The organism is Pseudomonas sp. 15A4 (assembly GCF_016925575.1).
Classification (GTDB): Bacteria; Pseudomonadota; Gammaproteobacteria; order Pseudomonadales; family Pseudomonadaceae; genus Aquipseudomonas.
The window spans coordinates 813,641-835,482 of the sequence record NZ_CP068986.1 but is presented as its reverse complement, the minus strand read 5'-3'; the positions used below and the strand labels follow the sequence as shown (position 1 = coordinate 835,482).

19 protein-coding genes and 1 pseudogene are annotated in these 21,842 nt (G+C 52.2%); 11 read left to right on the top strand and 9 right to left on the bottom strand.

The annotated features are described in order from the left end of the window. Positions 1 to 428 precede the first annotated feature (428 nt). From JN403_RS03705 to JN403_RS03695, 3 genes are all read left to right on the top strand, one after another. Entirely contained in the window at positions 429 to 950 is a 522-nt protein-coding gene (locus JN403_RS03705; protein WP_205485414.1) for a DMT family transporter, read from the top strand. 232 nt (positions 951 to 1,182) lie between these two features. Next, positions 1,183 to 1,956 (top strand): hypothetical protein, encoded by a 774-nt coding sequence (locus tag JN403_RS03700; protein WP_101270437.1) that lies wholly within the window; start codon positions 1,183 to 1,185, stop codon positions 1,954 to 1,956. A gap of 603 nt (positions 1,957 to 2,559) precedes the next feature. Next, the gene (locus JN403_RS03695; protein ID WP_240356804.1) at positions 2,560 to 2,922 is read left to right on the top strand and encodes a hypothetical protein; all 363 of its coding nucleotides are present in this window, start codon (positions 2,560 to 2,562) and stop codon (positions 2,920 to 2,922) included. A gap of 97 nt (positions 2,923 to 3,019) precedes the next feature. On the opposite strand, the gene JN403_RS03690 is transcribed toward JN403_RS03695, so the two are convergent. From JN403_RS03690 to JN403_RS03670, 5 genes are all read right to left on the bottom strand, one after another. After that, positions 3,020 to 3,355, bottom strand: a complete 336-nt coding sequence (locus JN403_RS03690; RefSeq protein WP_205485412.1) for an NIPSNAP family protein — start codon at positions 3,353 to 3,355, stop codon at positions 3,020 to 3,022. Between the two features lie 156 nt (positions 3,356 to 3,511). Next, positions 3,512 to 3,910 carry a cupin domain-containing protein gene (locus JN403_RS03685; RefSeq protein ID WP_240356803.1) on the bottom strand — a complete coding sequence of 133 codons (399 nt, stop codon included), beginning with the start codon at positions 3,908 to 3,910 and terminating at the stop codon, positions 3,512 to 3,514. A 33-nt stretch (positions 3,911 to 3,943) separates the two neighbouring features. Then, a complete protein-coding gene (locus tag JN403_RS03680) occupies positions 3,944 to 4,789 on the bottom strand; it encodes a hypothetical protein (protein WP_205485410.1) in 846 nt (281 codons plus the stop codon). 77 nt (positions 4,790 to 4,866) lie between these two features. Next, on the bottom strand, positions 4,867 to 5,550 hold the full coding sequence (locus JN403_RS03675; RefSeq protein ID WP_205485408.1) for an EthD family reductase: 684 nt from the start codon (positions 5,548 to 5,550) through the stop codon (positions 4,867 to 4,869). Positions 5,551 to 5,629: 79 nt separating this feature from the next. Further along, positions 5,630 to 6,487, bottom strand: coding sequence for a fumarylacetoacetate hydrolase family protein (locus JN403_RS03670; RefSeq protein WP_205485406.1), 858 nt, complete (start codon positions 6,485 to 6,487; stop codon positions 5,630 to 5,632). Between the two features lie 1,307 nt (positions 6,488 to 7,794). Here JN403_RS03670 and JN403_RS03665 point away from each other — a divergent pair. Then, complete coding sequence (locus JN403_RS03665; protein WP_205485404.1) at positions 7,795 to 8,628, top strand: SDR family oxidoreductase; 834 nt, start codon at positions 7,795 to 7,797, stop codon at positions 8,626 to 8,628. A gap of 704 nt (positions 8,629 to 9,332) precedes the next feature. Here JN403_RS03665 and JN403_RS03660 read toward each other — a convergent pair. Next, entirely contained in the window at positions 9,333 to 10,745 is a 1,413-nt protein-coding gene (locus tag JN403_RS03660) for an MFS transporter (RefSeq protein WP_205485402.1), read from the bottom strand. Positions 10,746 to 11,193: 448 nt separating this feature from the next. On the opposite strand from JN403_RS03660, the gene JN403_RS03655 reads away from it, so the two are divergent. Then, on the top strand, positions 11,194 to 12,030 hold the full coding sequence (locus JN403_RS03655) for an SDR family oxidoreductase (protein WP_205485400.1): 837 nt from the start codon (positions 11,194 to 11,196) through the stop codon (positions 12,028 to 12,030). A 56-nt stretch (positions 12,031 to 12,086) separates the two neighbouring features. On the opposite strand, the gene JN403_RS03650 is transcribed toward JN403_RS03655, so the two are convergent. Next, positions 12,087 to 12,638 (bottom strand): IclR family transcriptional regulator C-terminal domain-containing protein, encoded by a 552-nt coding sequence (locus JN403_RS03650; RefSeq protein ID WP_240356802.1) that lies wholly within the window; start codon positions 12,636 to 12,638, stop codon positions 12,087 to 12,089. A 971-nt stretch (positions 12,639 to 13,609) separates the two neighbouring features. Continuing rightward, positions 13,610 to 15,235, bottom strand: coding sequence for a methyl-accepting chemotaxis protein (locus JN403_RS03645; RefSeq protein ID WP_205485396.1), 1,626 nt, complete (start codon positions 15,233 to 15,235; stop codon positions 13,610 to 13,612). Between the two features lie 608 nt (positions 15,236 to 15,843). On the opposite strand from JN403_RS03645, the gene JN403_RS25250 reads away from it, so the two are divergent. From JN403_RS25250 to JN403_RS03625, 5 genes and pseudogenes are all read left to right on the top strand, one after another. Then, positions 15,844 to 16,095 (top strand): hypothetical protein, encoded by a 252-nt coding sequence (locus tag JN403_RS25250; protein ID WP_240356801.1) that lies wholly within the window; start codon positions 15,844 to 15,846, stop codon positions 16,093 to 16,095. Continuing rightward, entirely contained in the window at positions 16,076 to 17,386 is a 1,311-nt protein-coding gene (locus JN403_RS25245) for a M10 family metallopeptidase C-terminal domain-containing protein (RefSeq protein ID WP_275900176.1), read from the top strand. Before JN403_RS25250 ends, JN403_RS25245 begins: the two co-directional genes overlap by 20 nt. Positions 17,387 to 17,837: 451 nt before the next feature. Beyond that, the gene (locus JN403_RS03635) at positions 17,838 to 17,975 is read left to right on the top strand and encodes a hypothetical protein (RefSeq protein ID WP_166650636.1); all 138 of its coding nucleotides are present in this window, start codon (positions 17,838 to 17,840) and stop codon (positions 17,973 to 17,975) included. A gap of 330 nt (positions 17,976 to 18,305) precedes the next feature. Next, a pseudogene (locus tag JN403_RS03630) lies at positions 18,306 to 18,539 on the top strand (methyl-accepting chemotaxis protein); the annotation flags it as partial. Positions 18,540 to 18,775: 236 nt separating this feature from the next. Beyond that, positions 18,776 to 19,039, top strand: a complete 264-nt coding sequence (locus JN403_RS03625) for a hypothetical protein (protein WP_205485394.1) — start codon at positions 18,776 to 18,778, stop codon at positions 19,037 to 19,039. Between the two features lie 461 nt (positions 19,040 to 19,500). On the opposite strand, the gene JN403_RS03620 is transcribed toward JN403_RS03625, so the two are convergent. Further along, positions 19,501 to 20,814 carry a PAS domain-containing methyl-accepting chemotaxis protein gene (locus tag JN403_RS03620; RefSeq protein WP_205485392.1) on the bottom strand — a complete coding sequence of 438 codons (1,314 nt, stop codon included), beginning with the start codon at positions 20,812 to 20,814 and terminating at the stop codon, positions 19,501 to 19,503. Positions 20,815 to 21,435: 621 nt separating this feature from the next. Here JN403_RS03620 and JN403_RS03615 point away from each other — a divergent pair. Beyond that, positions 21,436 to 21,798, top strand: a complete 363-nt coding sequence (locus JN403_RS03615; RefSeq protein WP_205485390.1) for a response regulator — start codon at positions 21,436 to 21,438, stop codon at positions 21,796 to 21,798. Positions 21,799 to 21,842: the final 44 nt, after the last annotated feature.

Sequence of the window (21,842 nt, the reverse complement as noted above, 5' to 3'; positions counted from 1 at the left end):
GACATAACGTTCTTGGTAAGGCATTCGGTATAAATGTCTTCCTTGGGGACAGCTATGCCATACCGAACCCTATGGTCTATCGCGCTTTTACTGGTCACCGCTGTCTGGGGCTGGAGCTTTGTAGCTAAGCACGAAACGTTGGCAATCATGGCTCCATCCACGCTGAACGCATGGATGTTCACCTTAGCGGCTCTAGCGCTTCTTCCATTTTCAATCCGCTCATTTCGACATCTGAAACCGCGTGACTGGGTGAGTGCAGTATTTGCTGGAATAGTCCTCTTTGCTGCGTTCTCATTGCAGACCTCAGGGACAGCCCTCACAACCCCTCCAATGCCGGGTTCATCACCGGCTTGTGCACAGTTTTCACTCCATTGTTTGTTTATCTCATAGGAAGAGGACGCCCAAGTCCTAAACAGGCAGCAGGAACAGTGATTGCCGTATTTGGGCTCGCTTTACTGAGCCTTGACGGATTCGCGCTGCACTACGGTGATCTATTGATTTTGGGGTGTGCTGCATGCTTCGCATTACACATCGTTATTGTCTCAACGTTCGCAACACCTGCCAATTCCATGGCATCAACTTCAATCCAGCTAGGGCTGGTTGGCTCGCTTTCTTTGATATGGAGCTTGGCTGGTAACCAGTTTTCTATTCCCAGGGCGCTCCCTACGACAGTTACCATCCTTTCGCTAGCGCTGTTCGCTACTGCCTTGGCTTACGCCATTCAAAATCGAGCTCAGGCTGTGCTTTCCCCTGAAAAGGTCGCCCTGATACTTATTTGCGAACCTGTGTTTAGTGGGGCTTTTGGTTATTTTCTCGCTGGAGATCGTTTACCCCCTGAAAGACTCGCAGGGGCGGCGCTAATCATTCTGGGCATTGCAGTCACGGAGCTCAGAATCACGCGTACGGAAGGAGGGACAAACCGTCCTGCCGGACGGCGCGCAGATGGCTAGCGATCGGAGGCAAGCAGGGCGAGCAACCCGACCAAACGAACCTTAGAGTTCACATAGAGCCGCGAGTCGCAAAGCAGCCTCTCATGCTTACCGGAGGCAGACGCGATGACACGCGCACCGCTCGCCTTTGGCTTGCCCGCCGTAGAAGAGTATTGCCATACCCTGAACCGGATTCGCTTGATGTCTCGGTTGGGGCTGTAATCGCTTTTGAAATTTCAATTATTGAGTACACATGATGCAGTTTAGCGAAAGTAGCGATATAACGCTGGTGGTCACCAGTTGCGGACGGTTCGATCTGCTGACGCGCACGCTTGAAACGTTTGACCAGTTCAACTCCGCACCGATTCGCACCGTGCTGATCACCGAAGACTCCGGGGAGGCCCAGGTTGAAGCTTGCATCCCCGAGCACTGGCGCCCATTCACCCGCTTCATCATCAACAACCCGAAACTCGGACAAATGCGCTCGGTGGATGCCGCTTATGCACTGATCGAAACGTCATGGGTGTTCCACTGCGAGGACGACTGGGATTTTTACCGCCCAAGTTTTGTCGAAGAATCCATGACTCTGCTGGAAAACGACCGTCAGGCATTGCAAGTCTGGCTGCGCAGCTACAACCATGATCTTCGGGTGCACAGCCCCTACTTATTCCTCAATGCCCGGGAGGTTTTGCAGGGCATCGCCTTCTACAAGCTGGGCTCGCACAAGCCCGAGTGGCAGGGTTTTTCATTCAATCCTGGCCTGCGGCGCCTGGCTGACTATAAAGAACATGCTCCCTATGCCGCACACAGCGGCGAAAAGAAGCTGGCGGGCATTTATGCAGCGCAAAACCGTTACGCGTTGATTCTGGAAAACGACGCGGTCTTGCACACCGGCTTCGACAACCACGTCGAGCTCCCTCAGGAACGCGTTAACAAGCAGCGGCGTAAGCTTCGTGATCGCATTAAATTGCTCGCGGTACTGATTGTCGGGGTAATTGTAGGTTGGGCTTTCAGTGATGTTGGCTGACAAGCTGAACACATACTCGGGCAAAGATCGCCGCTTGCTTCAGCGCAGCTTTGGTTGCCTCTATTTTGAGCTACATCCTTTGGGATTCGGCCAAGTCCACCAATAACCTAGTTTTACGCATTTATTGCTTTGCCAGGGCAGGTCTTTCTGATATCTCCGTCGATGGAGGTTTGCATGACCCTGTGCAAGAAGGGCCGCAGTCGGCCAAGGGCTGTCATCCGTGAGTGTCCGCTATGGGTCGAAAGCAGCCGGTTCGGTGGACTATAGATGCTCACAGGCTTCAGGGTTGCCGGCCACCAAGAAGCCGCAGCCTGCTGCGATCCAGCGAAGTTACCCGCCGGATAAAAGCAGGCATTTACCGTAAACCCCGTTACGTGCATTTCTTGATGTTGGACGCAAGCAGGGGACGGCACATGGTGTTAGGTGTGCTCAACATGGATGCGGTGACTCGCGCAATGCAGCGCTCAGCTAACCCGAATGGGTTCCCTACAGAATCAACATTCGCCGAGCGCTCGACATGAATGACCTTACGTCTTAATCGGCCGATAGCAATGATGGCCATGCGACATCATAGCTGTCGTATTCTCACCCAAGGCATATGTCATGAGCTATCCGTTGGAAATCGAGCAGAAGCGCCTGTCCGCTGTTCATGCATTGCAATGGCTGGAAACCGCTCATAACGAGAATTTTGACCGTCTGTGCCGTATAGCTGCCACGCATTTTGGGGTGTCGACTGTACTTGTCTCTCTGGTTGAAAAAGACCGTCAATGGTTCCCTGGCCGAGTGGGCTTCGAGGTGAGCCAGACACCCATCGAGCAATCCTTCTGTCGCTATACCATTCAGAACGCCGGAATCATGGTGGTCAACGATGCCCTCCTTGATTGGTCATCAGACACCTTTCTGTGGCGAGCATTCTCGCCTAAATGGGTGTCCGATTTCATTAGACCACTACAAACAGCGCCTTGAGATATCGATCGCCGAGAAAATTCAGGTGCTTGGCAGCAGCATCAATTTAACGAGGAATTGGTGTCTGGTTTTTAGGGGCAAGTCTATTGGCTTCGATTTACTGAAATTCCAGAACCTGAGGTTCGGAAAACGCGGCAGGGGAAAGAAGGCGATTGCTCATCGTCCTGATCATCGGGCGCACTTTTACCAGGAAAGCTTGCCACTCAGGCTCGCTAGCGAGTTGCGCTCGTCGAGCCTGACGATCTTCGATCGAGTAGTATTTCCAGAGGCTCACCAACGCATTCAATTCACCGAATTCGGTAGTGTAGTAGCCTAAAAATCCACCCAAAATGCGCTGCTGTAATTGACGTGCATCATGTTCGTAAATCTCAAAATAATCTTTCGCACCGAATTCGGTGTGCAATATGTAGCACCGCTCTTCTACAAACGACATAGTGACCTCTATCTGTTATTAGCTAGATTTGCACAGTAGGCTGATAAGTAAGGAGTAGCTATTAGACCTTGGAGATGCTCATCAATACGGACTAATCGACACCGGCTCAGTGATATTAAGCACGTCGCCGTTCCAGGGATTCCATACTGCCCAGCCCTACTTCAGCTCTTGCCCGGCCAACTCGCCTTTCAGGAAGCGGTTGGGTTTGAGGAAAAAGGAAATTACCAGCGCCCCGTGCGGGGCGCGTGCGATGTGCTGATTGCCCTTCGGCCGCCAAACATATTCGCCAGCTCGAACCTCACCTTCTTCATCCACGATGCTTCCTTCGAGGACATAGGTTTGCTCGATCTCGACATGCTCATGAAGTGGAAGCTCTGTACCAGGCTGCCAGCGGAATAGTGCCGTTAGCAAACCGGTAGAGGGCTCTTCCATGAGAACTTTCATGTCAATACCAGGTGTCGGCGTCGGCTTCCACGGCAGCTCGTCCACTGCTACAAAACGGGATTGCAACGCGCCTAAAGCGTCATGCCCAGGCATCTGCGGGGTTGTAGCCATGATGACCTCCTTTTAATTCAGCGACAGGTTCGGTTAACCTAATAGGTATTTAGCTGCTTCCCGAGCGGACTGTCCGACTCGCACGCCTTTGGCTTGCGCTAGTTTGTTTGCAGCGCTGATGACTCCGTCGAAATAGGTGCTCATCCCGTCACCCATGCGCGCAGTGTTCGCGTCGACCGAGGCACCAGGAATTCCCTCTGCTTCAACAATGGTCAGCGCGCTTATACCTGATTCGTTCTTGCCGATGCCGCCATCGGAGCAGATGAATGCCCAAGGTCGGAAGCTGCGGAAGTACTCGATGACACTGCGTCCCGTATGACCTGCAGTACACAGAACATTACGCTCGCGGTCTTCTGGTAAGGCGAAGGCAATGCTGTCGGTGCAGACAATGCTGCGCCCTGTTTCGCCGTCCGTCTCGATTACCAATCGACGAGCAGGATCGAACTCTTCGGGTTTGTGCGATCCCGTTAACATCGCGTGGGCTGCCTCTTTCGCAGACATGCCTGGTTCGATGCCCAGCCTTTGCGCACAATCATTTACACGCGAAATCACACCGTTCTCGTACATGTCGGCGCCGTTACCCATTTCTGCCGTCATCACATCGACAGCCGCAGCAGCAACGCCCAGCGCCTCGTAGTACCAAAGGCCACCTATGCCAGCACCGTCCTTGCCAATGCCACAGTCAAGGCCCAGGGCAGCGCGTGGCTTGGCCTTCATAACCATTCGAGCACACAGCACACCGGCGTAGGATGCAGCGATAATGACGTCGGACTGTGCCTCATGCGACCGCAAGTGGTCTTCAACGTAAGTCGCTGAGTCGAAGACTAATACACGGCCCTCTTGGAAGGCGTGAATATTTGGAGGAGTAGAATTAGCCATAGTAATTTTCCCAGTTTAAATGAATTAATAGTCATGACTATCACCGCGTAGCAGTACGGTGTTGACGATTATCGTTGCTAGATAATTGTCAGTTCTTTGATGACGTAGACCCCGATCGTCTTGAGCATTGGGTCATGATGAATGAAGCGCTGTCCAACGTCGGAGGAAACCCATGCTTTCAGTGCATCGATATCTTCAAACCAAGCTTCAGAAATCGTTTCTACGGGAAGTACGCCCTGCGGAACGCCGGCAGAAACCGGATGAGCGCGATCAACAACGAAGTTCTGAATGAATCCCTTGAACTCGCTTACCTTTGCGTATTCCGGGCGCGAGGTGAGTGACCACTCTTGCTGGATTGATGTGCCTGGAATATCGCCCTTAGCAATTGATAGCCAGAACAGTTTGGTCCGAGTTTTCGAAAATTTTGCAGGTGGCTCTATCACGACAAGGGGGCTCAACACCAAGATGGTAATAGCGCCTTGGAAATTAGGTATGTCGCGTTTAACTGCTAAATACTCAGAAGATACTTCTGAGCGCTCCATCGCGCCAATATCATCGAAAGCAAGCTGGGAAATTCCGGCAATCGCATGATCCAGAGGCTCGTCGGTTTGATAAAGACACTCAACGATATGATTCTGATTGTAGGCATGCAAATGAGGCATATCTTTCGCAAGCTTGCCGTGGACATTGATCCAATGAGCACGAAACTCCTCACTGCTCAGACCCTCTTTTCGACTGAATACTGCAGAGCGATAAATCATTTTGGGCACCCTCCTTATAGGTTTTGTGAAGGTCAGTTGACAATTCGATTTATGAGATCGCCAATTCCAGAGATACGAGCTAAAACTTCATCGCCCGCAACCAGACGGCAGGGGGAGACGTAGCAAAGCCCACGCCGCTTGGTGTTCCGGTAGCAATCATGTCACCAGGCTCAAGAGTCAACCCCGCCGATAATTGCTCTATAATTTGGGCAACTGTGAAGAGCATGTCGGAGGTGTTCGCCTTCTGGCGAAGATCACCATTAACATACAACTCCAGGTCCAAGTCTTGTGGGTCGGATATCGCCGACTTGTGTGTGACATAGGGACCGATTGGGCAGGTAGTATCAAGCGATTTACCTTTGAACCACTGCCCGTGAAGTTTTTGTAGGTCGCGACCGGTGATGTCGTTGATGACTGTGAAGCCAAAGACGTAATCGAGCGCGTCAGCTTCTTTGATATTGCTACCGCTTTTACCGATTACGATCCCGAGCTCGATCTCATAGTCAAGAAGGTTTGTTACTTCAGCATGCGCTTTGACTTCAAAATCATGCCCGACGACAGTGGTGGGCGGCTTGCTAAAAAACTCGACGGCTTTCGGGAAGTCATTCGGATCCCTGCCCGCAGCGCGGTTGCCTTCAATGATGTGCTCTCGGTAATTGCGGCCTACACAGAAGATGTTTTTTGTTGGGCGCGGAATCGGAGCTAGAATCTTGATCTCGTCCATCATCACGCAGAACTCTTCTGCTGAGAGCTCAGATAGACACCGTTGCAAGCTCTCGACTTCGACACCGCTCGCGAAGAATTCGGACAAATCAACTGGAGCATGCGTGTGCGGAAAGATTTTCTTCCACGCCTGAGTCAGATTGACCAAGTTACGACCATCAATGGAAATACCGAAGTTGGGCTGGCCACCTATTTCGAACGTTAAGAATTTCATAAAATGGACTCCAGTGATGATTTGATGGCTACACGTGCGAAATCAGGCATCCGTGGGCTTTCTTCAAGAAGATTCGATAAATGTGTTTTTTCGTGTATATGTGAAATGGAGGAACTGACGAAGAACGCAGCAATATCTGGAACGAATAGGACACGCGACATCGCGCGGAGTCTAGTTCGGCGGGATCTAGATATCTTAGTAATGAAATTCATTACGCAATGGCAAATCAAGCTGCTCAGATTGCTTAGCGAATTGATCGTACCCAGAGCAATGGTTACCATTTTTCTACAGAAAATCGGTGAAGTTATGGTCCAGAATAGATGAGTCAACGCCGGCATCTGCGCTGCGGTTGGAGCCAGAGCGATCGGAGCTAAGACCGATGTTTGACTACACCTACGGCAACCTGCCTCTGGAACGCTCGGCAAGAGTGGCGCAGTCCACCAACTGATTTTGCTCAGCAATTTAGGCTCAAAGAGCTGCGATCCAAGAGGTACTGAGCGCATGAGATAGCTCCTCTTATGCGTATTGTCGCCAGCATTCGTTTCTGAGACTTCACCCACTCAAAGCAATTCTTTAGTGATTTATCTCATATTCTGTGCATTTATGATAGTATCGCTATGCGAGACTTTCAATAGATTTTTCAAGAAAAATAGCGCGATCGGTCTGTAACACACCTGAGAGGTAGGGGAGCCCGTTTGAGAAATGGCGGAAAGAGGTCTGGTAGGGGTGTGCCGAGCTAAGCCTGAATGATTTGCTTTTTCAGAAAAATGCGAGACCTTCCATTCACTCATGCCGACTGATCCAGCGATCACAAGGCCGATCGGGGTAATGTTACTAAGCCAAATAGCGAATGGTTGTAGATGGGGCATCCGAAGCGGTTGGTGATAATCCACAAGCGAAGCTGTCGCACTCAATCAAACGGCAAATTTAGTAACGAAATCCGCAATGAGTTGCACCATTTTCCGAAAGACGATCAGTTATTCGTACAGGTTTACGTAGCACGATCGTATTGTCAGCACCGACAATATTGTAGGTCGAGCTTAAGAATGCTACTGGTCTCGGGAGCCGCATCAGTATCTTTAGCTCACGTGCAACTGTCCCCCATTACGGCGAAAAATATCTCAAGGTTGCTTCCTTCGTGGTTTAGACACCCAGTGCGCGGCACTCTGAAGCTTTCTACCAGCGCACGAGCGCGCCAACACTGCGTATGTGATGGATTCCAGCTTGATAAGATTGTATCGCTATTAAAGTAATTTGATATGTCTCATAATGAGGGAATTAAGACAAAAACAGATAGAGGTGGATTCATGAGTGATCAAGCGATGTCAGCGCCGGCTGCCAACCACGACCTCCGAGCGCGCGTAGCCGTGGTAACGGGCGCAGCTGGTGGGATCGGCCAAGCCATAGCCCGCACATTAGGTAAGCGGGGAGCCAAAATCGTCCTGCTGGATTTGAACATCTCAACACTGCGGCCTGTTGAGGATGCTCTGATGAAGGAGAGTATCGAGGTCGTTAGTATCGCCTGCGATATTTCTAACGAAATCGCGGTGAAAGCGTCTGCCGAACAGGTGAAGAGTACCTGGGGTGGCTGCGACATCCTCGTCAACAACGCAGGTATTCTGCCCCCACCATGCCCTCTCGAAAGCGTACCTCAGGAAGAGGTTTTAAAGGCCCTTTCTGTTAACTTGGGAAGCATGTTCCTGACCTCGCGCTATTTCGGTGCACACATGCTAACGAAAGGTAAGGGGAGCATTATCAATATAGGTTCTACAGCTGCTCACAGTCCAAACTCATCTGCACCTTATTCTGTTAGCAAGGCAGGTGTACTCGCCCTTACCCGGCATACCGCTGTCGAATGGGGGCCACGGGGAATTCGAGCTAATACGGTAAGCCCAGGCTTCATTCGAACACCTCTTTCAGAAAGCCAATACACAGATGAACTTTATAGCCTAAGGCTTGGAATGATTCCTCTGCGTCGGCTCGGGACGACCGAAGATATCGCATTCATGGTCGCATTCCTCGCTAGCGACGAAGCTGCCTATGTAAGTGGTCAGGATCTAACAATCGATGGGGGCTTCCTCCAAACGACTTTGATGCATGCACAGAGGCATGAGCACCAGTATGGCGGTATATGCTTATAGGCTATCCTCTACTATAGGTTCAGCCTCAAATATTTTCCGTATTAAAGTTGTTCTGATTCCTGGCAGTTTTAATAGAGAATAGGGTATCGGCCCGATCTTATATTTCGTAGGAGTAATCCATTCAGGCAACCTTCGCAAGTTGCTTTGGCCGGACACGCCCAGTCCTACATATCAATCGGGCCGAATAGACAAATTACATTTAAATCTCAGAAATTTTTCTGCTCGGCCGTAGTTATGTATCCGTAGTTTCGCCATCCCTATACATGTAGGTTAGTTACTCAATCTGTTACCGCTAAAAGCTACAGGCTACCTGTGACACGGAATGCAGATCAAAATTTAACGTTATATACTAATTTTTCATTTTAAAAATTATATGTAACAGTTCTAAATATTTTCTATTTAAGAAATTATATAATAATTATAGATTTCTTTCGTATCAGTGAAAGGCTCTTACGGTTAAAAAATTTCAGTTATGAACCCGTGAAACTTTAACTTATAAAAAGTTTTATTGTGATTAAAATTTTATGTTTCCAATAAAATCTTTGCTACATTCAGGTCTTTTATTAGCCTGAATGCAGCAATATTTTTTATTGAAGTTTAACCGAGTATAAATATCGCTAAATCATGATTAGTCGATTATTTTATCAAAACCTTATAACTCTGGATTTCCAGGATATAGTGAATTGGAAGTTACTTAAGTCAGCTCAGGGTTGAAGAGAGGTTCTCCCATCAACAGTTGGCTCCACTTCTTGTTCAAGCTTAGGAACATCGTAAGCGCCCTTTGCCTGTTGGCGTGAAACGTGGGTGCTAATCACGAAAGCAAGAATCGATGCCAAGAAGAAGCAGCCTGCCATCACATACAAACCCATGCGACTGTTCCCGGTTGACGTCGTCAGAGCCCCAAGCACCCAAGGGCCTACCAATCCACTGATATTACCGATGGAGTTAATCAAAGCTAATGCCACCGCGGCGAGAGCACCTCGGAAAACCGTCGAGGGCATAGTCCAGAACAACGGTGTCGACCCCTGTATGCCGGCAGCTGCCATGGCGATACCGACCAAGGCGAAAATCGGAGATTGAGTATACGCCGCGATAAGCATTCCGATTCCGGACATACAGAGCAGGACGAGCATGTGCCAACGGCGGTCACCTGTGGCCTTAGCAGTCTTGGATACAACCCAAATAGTAACGAATGCGAGGATCCAAGGCATTGAAGAGATCATACCGGCATGTACGGTATCTACATGAAAGCGTTCTTGGACAATCCTTGGCAAGAAGTACGTTGCGGACCAGAAGCCGATCACCATGCAGAAATATAGTAGGGTGAAAATCCATGTTGCTCCTTTCATCGCGACGGTGCCGATGTGGGACAGCTCACCATGTTGACTGTCTGTTGGGCGCGAGGCCTGAGCGCTGAGGTACTGGGCTTCAGCTGGAGTTAGCCAAGACGCTTCTTCAGGGCGAGCCGGTAGCTTAAGAAAATAGTAAACGCCCAGCGCTGCTGCAGGCAGCCCTTCGAGAATGAACACCCATTGCCAGCCTGTCAGCCCCATTTTTCCATCTAGCAGCAGCAAGCTCGATGTGACGATTGCTCCGACACCTAACGAAAATGGCACGCAGAGAGCAAACAAAGAATAAGCCCCGTGTAGTGCGTGGCGCGGGAACCAGAGGGTGAGATAGAACAGTACGCCTGGGTAGAAGCCTGCTTCTGCGGCGCCTAGCAGAATTCGAAGGATATAGAAGGAGTTTGGACCTGTCATCCAAGCCATCGAAATCGTGATAAGGCCCCACATGACCAAAATCCTGCCAATCCAGATCCTGGCTCCGAACCGCGTAATCGCCAGATTAGACGGGATCTCGAAAATCAGATAACCCACGTAGAACAGTCCAGCTGCTAATCCAAAGGTTGCGGCCGTTAGTCCCAGAGATTCGGAGAGCGGTGTCGCCATCACGCCAACGTTCGACCGATCGATGAACGAGAAGAAATATCCGACTAGCAGCAAGGGCATGAGTCGCCACGTCACCTTGCGTAATAGCGCACGCTCGTCCGTTTCGGACAGCGCGACAACGGTATCTTTGTGCTGCATTTTGTTTGCCCTCTTATCTTTATTATCCAAGCATCGTCTGCTGGCAAAGGTGGTACGCCATGGGCAGCACAAGCAGGTTTGCATTTTGTCGCACCATGAGATTCAGAATCATATTCTCTCTATGAGAGACTCTCAACCTATCTCACGAAATTTCACCAGCAAACGCCCTTTTTCTGCTTCCTGATGATTTGAAACCTAGGTGTGCATGCGATTTTGGCAGCGTGATATCACGAATCTAGGAGGGCAGGGATCACCATGGAGAGCTCATGACCTTATCCGGGAATTCACGATATTCCCAATAATTGACTTATTCAGAAAAGTCTCTTATTGTGATACTTTTCCTTTGCGGCGACTGGTTAGTAGTATTTTTGCCATCGCCCGCCATTTACGCTGGGCGATGCCCCATTGGGACCGACAAAAAGGGCCATCTCCGCAAGCAGGAAGGAGGGCATACAACATGTGGACCAAGGAGATAGATATGAGCGAAATGCGAGTTTTCGGTACTACCTTCGTAGGGAAGGTAGTTGTCGTGACAGGAGCGGGTGGTGGTATAGCTAGTGCAATCATTGACCTATTTGCGACCCTAGGTGCCAAGCTCGTACTGCTTGAGGTGAATGCCGACGCCTTGTGTACCGCTGTAACCCGCACCGAACCGCTTGGATGCGAGTTGCTTTCCATCGTATGTGACATCACCAGTGAAGAGTCTGTTTCTAACGCAGTACAGCAGGTTGCCGAACGCTTCGGACGCTGTGACGTCATAGTCAACAATGCTGGAATTCTTCCTCGGGCTAGTTCCATTCAGAGTCTAGAACTCGATGCTTGGAATCGTGCCTTCGCCATCAACGTTACTGGTACATTTCTGGTCATCAAGCATTTCGGGAAGCTTATGCTGACACAAGAAAGCGGCAGTATAATCAACGTCGCTTCGATTGCCGGCTACTCACCGAATGGCTGTCCCCCCTATGGTTCTACAAAAGCTGCAGTTCTAGAGCTTACCCGCCATATTGCCGTCGAGTGGGGACCCCGCGGCATTCGTACAAATGCCGTTTGCCCAGGCTTTATCCAAACAGCATTAAGCAAAGAGAACTACGCCAATGCTGAAATGCTTAATAAGCGGATCAGTTCCGTGCCGCTAAGGCGGCTGGGAACAACGCAAGAAATCGCCAAAGCCGTTGTGTTCCTGGCTAGTGAAGACGCTTCTTTCATTAATGGGCAAGATCTGATCGTGGATGGCGGCTTTCTTCAGGCTAACCTGATGCATGTTCAGCCACCTAATGAACAGTATGGCGGTTGGCAGTCTACTGAGCAAATATGAGGTAGTTGGCTAGCATGATTGTAAGGCGCTCAAGCTCTCTGATCGCCTTATTCACCTCAGCTATCACGCGCATGCATCAACTGCTCAGTAATTTCACTCGCAGTTTGAGTTGCAAGCACACCCAAGTATTCGATATCCGCGGTAGTGCACTCATCTTTCAGCCTAACTAGGCAAAGGCTGCCCGTCACTTCATCCGGCCCAACGAAAATAGGAGCCGAGACGCCCACCAGTGCCGCATCGAAGTCGCTGGCTACAGAGTAGCCTTGCTTCTTCATGGTTTTCAGTGAGTCACGAAAGTCTACCCAGGTTGATCCCATGTTGGCAGTTTGGATCTCCTCTGGATGATAGAGGAACAGTTTCTGAAGTCGCGCTAGGGGAAGGTTGGCAAGGATAATTTTAGACGGCGATCCCTTGAAAAGCGGAAGTGGCTTGCCGCGCTGAAAGAACGATTCAATTCGATTATCGGTTTGTTGCTGGTGAATACAAAGCACTCGAGTACCGTAGTACCTGCATAGGAGCTGTAACCCTCCCACTTTCTCAGCGATTCTGTCCATAGCATGCGGCGCAATCTGCAAAAGCGGATCAGCGAGGCGGATCTGACGGTCCATTTCAACACACCTAGGACCTAGCGCGTACCCGCTACCACCGACTGATGTGAGAAAGCCTGATTCGGTAAGAGCCCTTAGGTAACGGTATACAGTCGCCCGGCCGAGGCCCTGATGTTCAATCAGCATATCGGCCGTCCAAATTGGGTTTTCAGCAGTGAACAAACCCAGCAGCCCCAGAAGACGCTCGGTGCTGCTATCAGGACGGCTGCTGGATTGAGCACGCTCTGTAGAAGTCGTTTTAGACATTTTTACCAATCGCATGTGAGCTTATAAGCTGGAGACAGTATCAAAAAATGTGCAATCTCACAATAAGGGAATAAATCATATTTCTCTCGAATTTTTTTCGAAAAATTTGGTTGCCATTGCTGTCGTTTTTTAAAACATGCAGATTATTAAATCCTATGCTTCTTAACTCAAGGTATGTCCAAGTGTAATGGTCAACTGATCTCGGACATTGAGTTGAGTTTTTACTCAGCGACGGCCGGTAGTAGCCCTCGAGCGATGGCGGCTACCGGCTTAGGCGTTGTGAAAATGCTGCCCTGGTCGATAGCTACCTGGGCCCAGGTCCAACCTCTACCAGTAAACTTATAGCTGTCCCGATTTACCATAAAATCCGTTCCACGCAGCTAGCTGTAGCAGGTGGCAAAGGCTCTCAGTCGGAGCGGCTGCTTTGGGTCGAAAAGCGGTCAGCCGCGACCGTCTGCTTCCGACCCGCAGCCGTCTGTGACGATGCTTGAGGCCGATTGAGTCGTGGCATTTCGCGATTCGATACTTCCCTGTCTATAAGCCCAGCACGCACATTCTTTCATGCTCGGCGACTGCCGGACGATCGTCAACTTGGGTTTCTTTGGAGCCTCTGGCCTTGGCGAAAGATCGGAGCTAACTCGAAAAGCGACCACATTGTCAGCGGCTCTAGGAATGAGGTTCTGATCATTGGTAGGTCACTTTCCATACTAGACTAAACGCTAATTTCAGGTCTTGAAGCGCGCTACCATCTGATTCAAGTTCACCGCCAGCTGCGAGAGCTCATTGCTGGCGGCCAGGGTTTGCTGCGTGCCTTCGCTGCTCTGCAGCGCCAGGTTGCGAATGCTCACGAGCGCGCGGTCTACTTCGCGAGCTACATGAGCCTGCTCTTCCGCGGCAGTGGCGATCTGCTGATTGCGGTCATTGATCAGTTGCACCGAGTCGGCGATGACTTTCAGTGAAATCCCGGCTTCGTCGGCAGTGCGCTGCGTGTTGTGTGCCTCGATGGTGCTGCTGCTCATCGAATCCACAACCAGTGACGTGCCTGCTTGGATACTTGAAATCATCTGTTCGATTTCCAGAGTTGAGGTTTGTGTGCGATGAGCCAGCGCCCGAACCTCATCGGCCACCACGGCGAAGCCTCGGCCTTGCTCACCAGCGCGGGCCGCTTCGATCGCGGCGTTCAAAGCCAGCAGGTTGGTCTGTTCTGCAATGGCACGGATCACGCTCAGCACCTTGCTGATGTCCTGCGCCTGACCAGCGAGGCCCTGCACCTGTTCAGAGGTCATTTCCACGCGGTCCGTTAGACTGCGCATGGCATGTAGGGTTTCGTCGACTTTCTGGTTACCGGTGGCGGCAGCGCGTGTGGAGTCCTTGGCCGCTTCGGAGGTGGAGTTAGCGTTAAGCGCGACCTCATCGACGGCGGCGCTCATCTGGTTTACCGCCGTGGCGGCCTGCTCGATCTCACTGTTTTGCTGCTGCAGGGTGAGGCTGGCGCTCTCGGTGATGGAAGTCATCTCTACTGCGGCGGAACTGAGCTGTGCGGAAGCATCGGAGATCTGCTCTATGGTGCTTCGCAGGTTGCCTTGCATGGTGTTTAGCGCGCGCATCAACCGCGCAGATTCGTCATTACCCTTAACCTCCAGGATAAGACGCAGGTCGCCGTCGGCGATTTCCTCGGCCATTTTCAGCGAGGCGCTCATAGGCTGGACAATGCTGCGAGTCAGCAGGGTGGCGAGCACCAGCGTCAGCACCAGCGCGGCGAGTACCACACTATCGACGATGGTGATGCTGTGGGCATACACCTCAGTGGCGGTCACGCCTGCTGCTGCAGCGCCGTCGGTATTGTGCTGGCGCAACTCATTGAGTTTGACCTGGTACGCTGCGGCACGGTCGCGTTGTTCAGTGTTGGCGAATGTCACGGCCTGCTCATGCTGGGTAGCGTCAAGGTCGACGACGCGTTGCAGCCCATCAAGATAGGTCTTCATCAGCGCCGCTGCGGCCTCGAATTTGGCCCCTTCTTCTGGGTCGGAAATGAGGTTATTGCGGTAGAAGTCGGTGCGCTCGTTGAGGATGCGCTTAGCGTCTTCCAGGTGCTGCACGGCGGTCGCTTGCTCTTGGGGATTCGAAGTCGCCAGAAGACGGATGCTCTCCAGGCGCGCGCCGAGCAGCGCGATCTGGATGTCGTCAGCGGTCTGCACGCTGATCAGCCAGTTCTTTTCGATGTCCTGCTCGGTGCCACGCAGCTTCCCTAGCTGCACGTATGCGAAGCCGCCAAGGGCAATGACCAGCAGCGTGATTAAACCGAAACACAAGGCGGCACGGGGCGCAATATTTAAAGAACGTAGGTTCACGGTGCAACTCCGAAGGGCAAACGCAGAAACTTTCTGCGTTCTGTACGGAAGCCATCGGCAATGAAAAACATAAATTTAGAACAAGGGTCAATTACAGCGGTATCAGTGCGGCCAGGTAGCAAGCAATATCGTCGAACCGTCATCGTTGTATCCGAATGTACATCAACAAGATCAAGGTCGTGCATCAGCGTCAGGGGTGGGCCAGGGATTGCTCTGGCACCTTTGGCAGATCCATCGACTGCCGATCGTGCCACTGTACGAGTACGAGCTGTCATGCGGCTTCTGGGATAAAGCGCATCTGCGATTCGACGCTGTAGGTGCCCAACTGCTCGATCAGCTGGCCAGCCTTCCCGATACGAATTAAGAGGCGTTGCGTTGACACCATCTAGTACCGGAATCTGACAAAACCCAAGGTCCTTGGGGGCCGCTATCGACCCGAAGCGGCCATTGGCATCGAATGTCAAACAACTAAAGGCTACCGCGTAACGATGTGTATTGACCCGCTTCTTATCGCCGCTTCGTCGATACCGGCCCATTGCCCGCAACGAAACGGCGTTAATAGCGTTACACCACACGTGCTGTGGACCAACCGCAGATAAGGAGCAGGTATGACCCAAATTTCCGGCATCAAGGAAGTCACCAGCTATACGGATTTACAGGTCACAAGTGCCAGTAGCCAGGTCAGCAAGAACGCGATCGAACTCATCGTGCAGGGTACTCCTGGCAATGACTACATACGTGGTGGGCTGGCCAATGAACTGCTAATGGGTGGGGGCGGCAACGACCAGCTAGTCAGCGGGGGGCAACGATGTGATGGTCTCCAGTGCCGGATACGACGGTATGGACGGCGGGGCTGGTAATGATGTATTCCGCTTCGACCGCCTCGGCGACAGCTATATCAAGGACGGAGGGGAGTATACCGACACCATCAACTATTTCGATCCCGCCCACGATATCCTCGACGTGTCGGCTCTGGGCTATAGTCATTTAGGCAATGGTTATGGCGATACCTTGCACATCCGTAGCGAGCCTCTGCGCGGCATTTACATTTTGGAAAGCTACGAGCGAGACGGTAATGGCAAACATTTTGCCGTGCAGTTTCTGGCCAATAGCGGCCTTATTACCGATGCCAACTTCCAGCCGCTGATCAACGGCACTTCGCACAACGATCTGCTCGAAGGCACACACGCCAGCGAATCCCTGAAGGCCGGCACTGGCCGCGATACCGTCGAAGCAGGTGCGGGCAATGACCGGCTATTCGGCGGCGCCGGCGGCGATACCCTGAGCGGCGGAGCAGGTGCCGACAATTTCGTGTATACCCGGCTCAGCGACAGCTACCGTAATGATGCCAGTGGTAGCTACAGCAGCCGCGACCTAATCACCGACTTCAGTGGCAGCGGCCATGACATGATCGACGTGTCCGCGCTGAGCTTCACCGGGCTGGGCAACGGCTACAATGGTACGCTGAAGGTGGTCCTCAACTTGGCCGGCGATACCACCGCGCTTAAATCGCTGGAGCCCGATGCCAACGGCAACCGCTTCGAAATTCTGCTCAGCGGGAACCACGTCAGTGAGCTCAATGCCAGCACCGTACTGTTCGCCCCGCCCAGTGACGCGACCGCCGTGACCACCCCGCAGCCGATCACACCAGTGAATCTGGCCGGCGACGACAAGGCGAACATCCTGTATGGCTACTGGGGCAACGACACGCTGGCCGGCGGCGCCGGAAACGACACGCTGGAGGGTAACGCCGGCGACGATGTGCTGACCGGTGGATTAGGCGCGGATAAGCTCACTGGCGGTACAGGCAACGACCGGTTCGTGTTCACGAGCAGCGCCGACAGCTATGCCGGCAGCAGCGACCTGATCACTGACTTCATCTGGGGCCAGGACAAGCTCGACGTCGCTGCGCTCGGCGTGACCGGTTTGGGAGACGGCCGTGACGGTACCTTGCGCATGACCTACGATGAGAACACTGATCGTACCTACCTGCGCAGCAGCGAAGCGGGGGCCGATGGGCACGCTTTCCAGGTCTCGCTAGCCGGATTCGACTACACGCAGTTGATCACCAATGCAGATTTGGTGGTTGCCGATAAGGCAGAGGTGGTCCTCATTGGCCACGCCACTATTGACATTGACCACGTGGGCTAACGCTGCCTGAGCAACCGGGCTATCCGCACGCAACTTTAGCTTACGCAATCGCTACGGTGTGCGTGCTGGACGGCAGCTGTGGGGCGAAAGCGGTCACCCATGACCGACAGCTATCGACCGTAAGCAGCCACCAGCCGGAGCTGCTGCACGATATCAAGAGCCAAAGATGATCGTAGGTGCCCCAGTATCCTTGTGCATTTGCTGCGCAGTTTCCCCTTCGCCAACATCACCACGGCGCGAATCTACGATTGCCGGTAGAACCGCCGGAGGAATGACCGGATTACCGACTCTAAAAGGTCAACTACTAACAGAGGACAAATAGTGGTGCCAGCACCTGCTGATGTAAGCAGTTTCCAAAAAGTCCTGTTTATGATTCGCCTAAAGCCAGCCGCTCAGCTATACATTAGAAGAGAAACAGTGCCATCACCGGCACACCTACTGGAGGCTCAATATGGCTAGCAATGAAAAAACCAGCAAAGGCGTAGCGTCAAAAGCAGGTAAGCAATTGAAGGACGATAAATCTTCTGCTGCAGAAAAATCAGTCGCTGGTTCGGCACTGACTCAAACCCCAGACAAAAAGAAAAAGTAGACATTTGCTACTGAACGCGTCTGACCCCAGCATTTTCTCATGTCCGAGTAATCGCTGTAATCCAAGGAGACTTGAGCCCTGGATTACAGCGGCCAGCAAGAGGAGCGACACCTTGGGTAACCCTCTAGACGATTTCGTCGATCAGCTTGTCGTCTAGGTGTGGACATTCGCGAAACTGCGGCGGTTACTTGAGCACCTCGGTGGAGTTGCTGTTGCTCTCGGTCTGTTGGGCCCATTAGCCTGATCCAACAAAGGGGATCCTTACGACGGCTGATCTCCATCTATCGTACAATCCTCGACGCTGCATCTCTCTACTTGCACAAACGCCTTGCTCTGTCCGCCATTGCCGAGTCGTTGTCAGGTATTGACGAGCGAAACCTAGTGATCGCCAGCGCGGCCGAAAAGCAGGCTCGGGTGGCCCGCGAGGTCGACCGCAATCTGTTTAGAATTCGTGATCTCTCGGTCCAGACGGCAGCCGGGGCTGAACAGACGCGAGCGGCCAGCCAGCAATTGTCGGAACTGGCGGTCGGACTCAACGAACGAATCCGTCGTTTTCGCGTATAGGCTTGGCCTCTTATCCAGCCTTTATTTCAAGATTCCCTTCACTGGCAGTGCCAAACAGCGATTTTTAAGAAATTCACAACATGGACAGCTTTCCCGCTGGGACTGAGCAGTTTGTCGTGATCAGTGCCAACGGGTTGAAGTGCCTGACCAACTATAGACCTTTCGTTTTTAGCACAATCGTCTAGCCTCAAAGCGATGAGGTTTGGAAACCTCGCCTTTCACTCAGGAGTTCCACCATGCGCAAGCTCGTTTCATCTGCCATGATCGCCTTTCTACTAACCGGCTCTCTTATCCCATTCGCATCTGCCGAAGACGACGTGGCCAAAGGTATTCGCCATGACAACCGAGAGCTGGACAAAGGCGTCGACCACGACGCTGGCGAAGTCGATAAAGGCGTCAGGCACGACGCCAGTGAAGTTGATAAAGGCGTGAAACATGATAATGACGAACGCCATAAGGCCGACAAGCATTTAGACAAGGAAGCCAAGAAGCATCTCTGAGCCAGGAAGTGGCCTCAAGCTCATAAGAAGTACTGATGCGTTCACTAATGCGAAGAAGCCCTAGCCAAGTTGGAGACGGCCGTGCAGGGCTTGGGGCTTACACCTCTCAGATAGCGGCGTTAAGCACGGCCTCTCCAGAAAAAACTGCAGCCTGACACTGGTTAGCATCTGCTTTAGCTTTGAACTGGACCTCGCATTTTTCACGTGCAGCGGCATAACACGCCCTTAGATAGTCGGCTTGGGAGAGGGGTTAACCGCCCGGCCACATTCAGTTCCAAAGCAAATCCATCCGCTCGGCCATGCGTCCCCACTGCCTAAAGAGCCTAGGGAAGATTACGCTCAGCGACTGCCATGCATGCGAGTGGCCGAACACCGCGTGTTGCTGCGCAAGGGTATTTACCAGCTGTGCGCGAAGCCCCGAATCTCAATCAGGGGGCAGGATCACGATCGCAAAGCTAAGACTACCCAGCTTGCCCGGAGAACTGCTCAACAGCGGCAACAACGCTGTTGGCACCTTGTTGAATGTCCTTGATCACGTCGTCCGCCTCGCTTGCTAAATCCAAAGCCGCCTCGGCCTGCTGCCTGCTTTTACCAATCATCGTCACGGCGTTGGAAGCCAAAAGCTCATTGTTCTTCACAACCTCGACGATTTCTCCAGTTGCTTTTGTGGTTCGAAGGGCCAGATTTCTGACCTCGTCGGCGACAACAGCAAAACCCCTGCCTTGCTCCCCGGCGCGTGCCGCTTCAATCGCTGCATTCAAGGCCAACAGATTGGTCTGGTCCGCGATGCTGCCGATGGTTTCAACAATGGTGCCGATTGCCTGGCTTTGGGTATTGAGTGCTTCAATGCCATGGGCAGCGTCTTGCATCAAAGCCGAAAGAGTATTAAGGGTCGTGACGGTATTCTGAATGACTTCTCGGCCTTGCTGTGCGCTGGCATTGGTCTGAACCGAAGTGCCGTGGGCCATGCCGGCTGTTTCAGAGACCGCACGCTCACGAGTGACTTGGTCGGTAATAACGGTAGCTAATTTGGCAATCTTGTAGAGCTTGCCATTAGCGTCCACGATTGGATTGTAGGAAGCCTCCAGCCATACCTCTTTGCCAAGTTTATCCACTCGGCAAAACCTTCCAGTGACATACGCCCCCTGTCGCAAGGTATGCCAAAACTGCTCATATTCTTTTGATTCAGCTTCGGACGGCAGGCAAAAGATCCGATGATGCTGGCCCTGGATTTGGGGAAGCGTGTAGCCCATAGCGCTCAGAAAATTCTGATTGGCCGTCAGCACGGCTCCGTTCAGGGAAAACTCGATGACAGCTGTGGAGCGCATCACTGCCCCCACCAGCGCCTCATTCTCCCTTGAGGCTTCAATGGTCCTTGTCAGCACACTGGAATACAAAACGATCTGCTCGGCACGTCCACTTTCACCTGTAAAAGGCATCACCATTGTCCGTAGCCAGACATGTCGACCATCCCGGCTGCAAAGGCGCAGCGTGCCGCTGTAATGCTTGCCTTGGGCAATTGCGTCGAGAGCCCGGCGCTGATGTACATCTCCATGCAGTTCAGGGGGACTGAGTTCACGGAGGGTACGGCCGGACAGTTCTGCCCTGGTAAATCCCAACTCTTTCTCGAACAAGGCGTTCACCTGCAGGATGACACCTTCCGCGTCCAAACTAACGGACACGGTTTCGAGATCCAGTGTGGCCTTTACCTGCTCTAGAGCCACCAGCCGTTTCTCCAATTGCTGGATTTTATTTTTTAACCGGGTGTTGAACATAAAGGCCGCTCGCGTTGATATTCAAGGCTATCGACAACCTGAAAAAACCTTGAAATGCAGTTTTTCTGGACAGTCTAAAGCTCACAAGTACCTCCGAGCGACGGACGTGAGCTTTGGTGCATGAACATTGCAAGGCGAACGTCGAAAGCTCGCAAATAGGCTTCAGCTAATACCTTGAACTGTTCCGGAGTTACAGCATGCGCTAACCCGAGGCCAGTGCTGACACCGAGGGCGCGGCCATGAGCTTGACTTAGACAATGACGGAGTCTGCAGACCAGATTTGCTCCAGACACGTAAGCAGTCCCTGCTGTAGGTCTTGCTTCAGCCTCAAGGCACGAATGAGACGCTGCGGATCGGAGGCTGAGTTGAGCAGACGGTGGGCCATAGCGCTTCTCTCTACAGCAAAGAGACTGAACGGAAAATGCCTTAGCCTAACTGACTGACCCGCCGTGCATAAGTCGGTAACCGTTTTTTCTATACAGGCATCCGGACTGTCGGAACTCCATGAGTTTAACCACAGCACTGGACTGACCGGCCGGCAAATTCCACTCGCTTATTAGGAATCAACCACTGAAGATTTTGTCGGAGCAGACACACTCCTCCTCTGTAGAGCTACTGCGAATGGACTCCATCCTGGTTGTTGAAGACGAGCGTCTGATCCTGAATCTGGTAATCGACGTTCTGGAGATGTATGGCTACACGGCTACGCCTTTCAGCAATGCCGATGCTGCCTGGAGATTTATCGAAAACTGCGGCTATCCTCCGCGGCTACTGATTACGGATCTGCAGATGCCAGGAGAGATTGATGGCATTGAGTTGGTTAGGCGCGTCCATCGGCTTCAGCCTTCGACGCCCGTTGTCGTCGCTTCCGGCTACCACGCTACTGCTGAATCACTGGCTGGTCATCACGTGCACTGGTTACCCAAGCCGTTCGAAATCGATCAACTGCATGCGATCTGTCAAAAACTTGCACCACAGCATTAAAGACTGTTCATATATACAGACTATTCACAGATAGCGTACTGCTT

What these genes read in the sequence shown, in the direction of transcription:
- JN403_RS03680 (WP_205485410.1), bottom strand. Translation starts at nt 4,789, where the DNA reads ATGGCTAATTCTACTCCTCCAAATATTCACGCCTTCCAAGAGGGCCGT.
- JN403_RS25245 (WP_275900176.1), top strand. Translation starts at nt 16,076, where the DNA reads ATGGACGGCGGGGCTGGTAATGATGTATTCCGCTTCGACCGCCTCGGC.
- JN403_RS25250 (WP_240356801.1), top strand. Translation starts at nt 15,844, where the DNA reads ATGACCCAAATTTCCGGCATCAAGGAAGTCACCAGCTATACGGATTTA.
- JN403_RS03675 (WP_205485408.1), bottom strand. Translation starts at nt 5,550, where the DNA reads ATGATTTATCGCTCTGCAGTATTCAGTCGAAAAGAGGGTCTGAGCAGT.
- JN403_RS03690 (WP_205485412.1), bottom strand. Translation starts at nt 3,355, where the DNA reads ATGTCGTTTGTAGAAGAGCGGTGCTACATATTGCACACCGAATTCGGT.
- JN403_RS03700 (WP_101270437.1), top strand. Translation starts at nt 1,183, where the DNA reads ATGATGCAGTTTAGCGAAAGTAGCGATATAACGCTGGTGGTCACCAGT.
- JN403_RS03670 (WP_205485406.1), bottom strand. Translation starts at nt 6,487, where the DNA reads ATGAAATTCTTAACGTTCGAAATAGGTGGCCAGCCCAACTTCGGTATT.
- JN403_RS03695 (WP_240356804.1), top strand. Translation starts at nt 2,560, where the DNA reads ATGAGCTATCCGTTGGAAATCGAGCAGAAGCGCCTGTCCGCTGTTCAT.
- JN403_RS03655 (WP_205485400.1), top strand. Translation starts at nt 11,194, where the DNA reads ATGAGCGAAATGCGAGTTTTCGGTACTACCTTCGTAGGGAAGGTAGTT.
- JN403_RS03615 (WP_205485390.1), top strand. Translation starts at nt 21,436, where the DNA reads ATGGACTCCATCCTGGTTGTTGAAGACGAGCGTCTGATCCTGAATCTG.
- JN403_RS03625 (WP_205485394.1), top strand. Translation starts at nt 18,776, where the DNA reads ATGCGCAAGCTCGTTTCATCTGCCATGATCGCCTTTCTACTAACCGGC.
- JN403_RS03685 (WP_240356803.1), bottom strand. Translation starts at nt 3,910, where the DNA reads ATGGCTACAACCCCGCAGATGCCTGGGCATGACGCTTTAGGCGCGTTG.
- JN403_RS03620 (WP_205485392.1), bottom strand. Translation starts at nt 20,814, where the DNA reads ATGTTCAACACCCGGTTAAAAAATAAAATCCAGCAATTGGAGAAACGG.
- JN403_RS03635 (WP_166650636.1), top strand. Translation starts at nt 17,838, where the DNA reads ATGGCTAGCAATGAAAAAACCAGCAAAGGCGTAGCGTCAAAAGCAGGT.
- JN403_RS03665 (WP_205485404.1), top strand. Translation starts at nt 7,795, where the DNA reads ATGAGTGATCAAGCGATGTCAGCGCCGGCTGCCAACCACGACCTCCGA.
- JN403_RS03650 (WP_240356802.1), bottom strand. Translation starts at nt 12,638, where the DNA reads ATGGACCGTCAGATCCGCCTCGCTGATCCGCTTTTGCAGATTGCGCCG.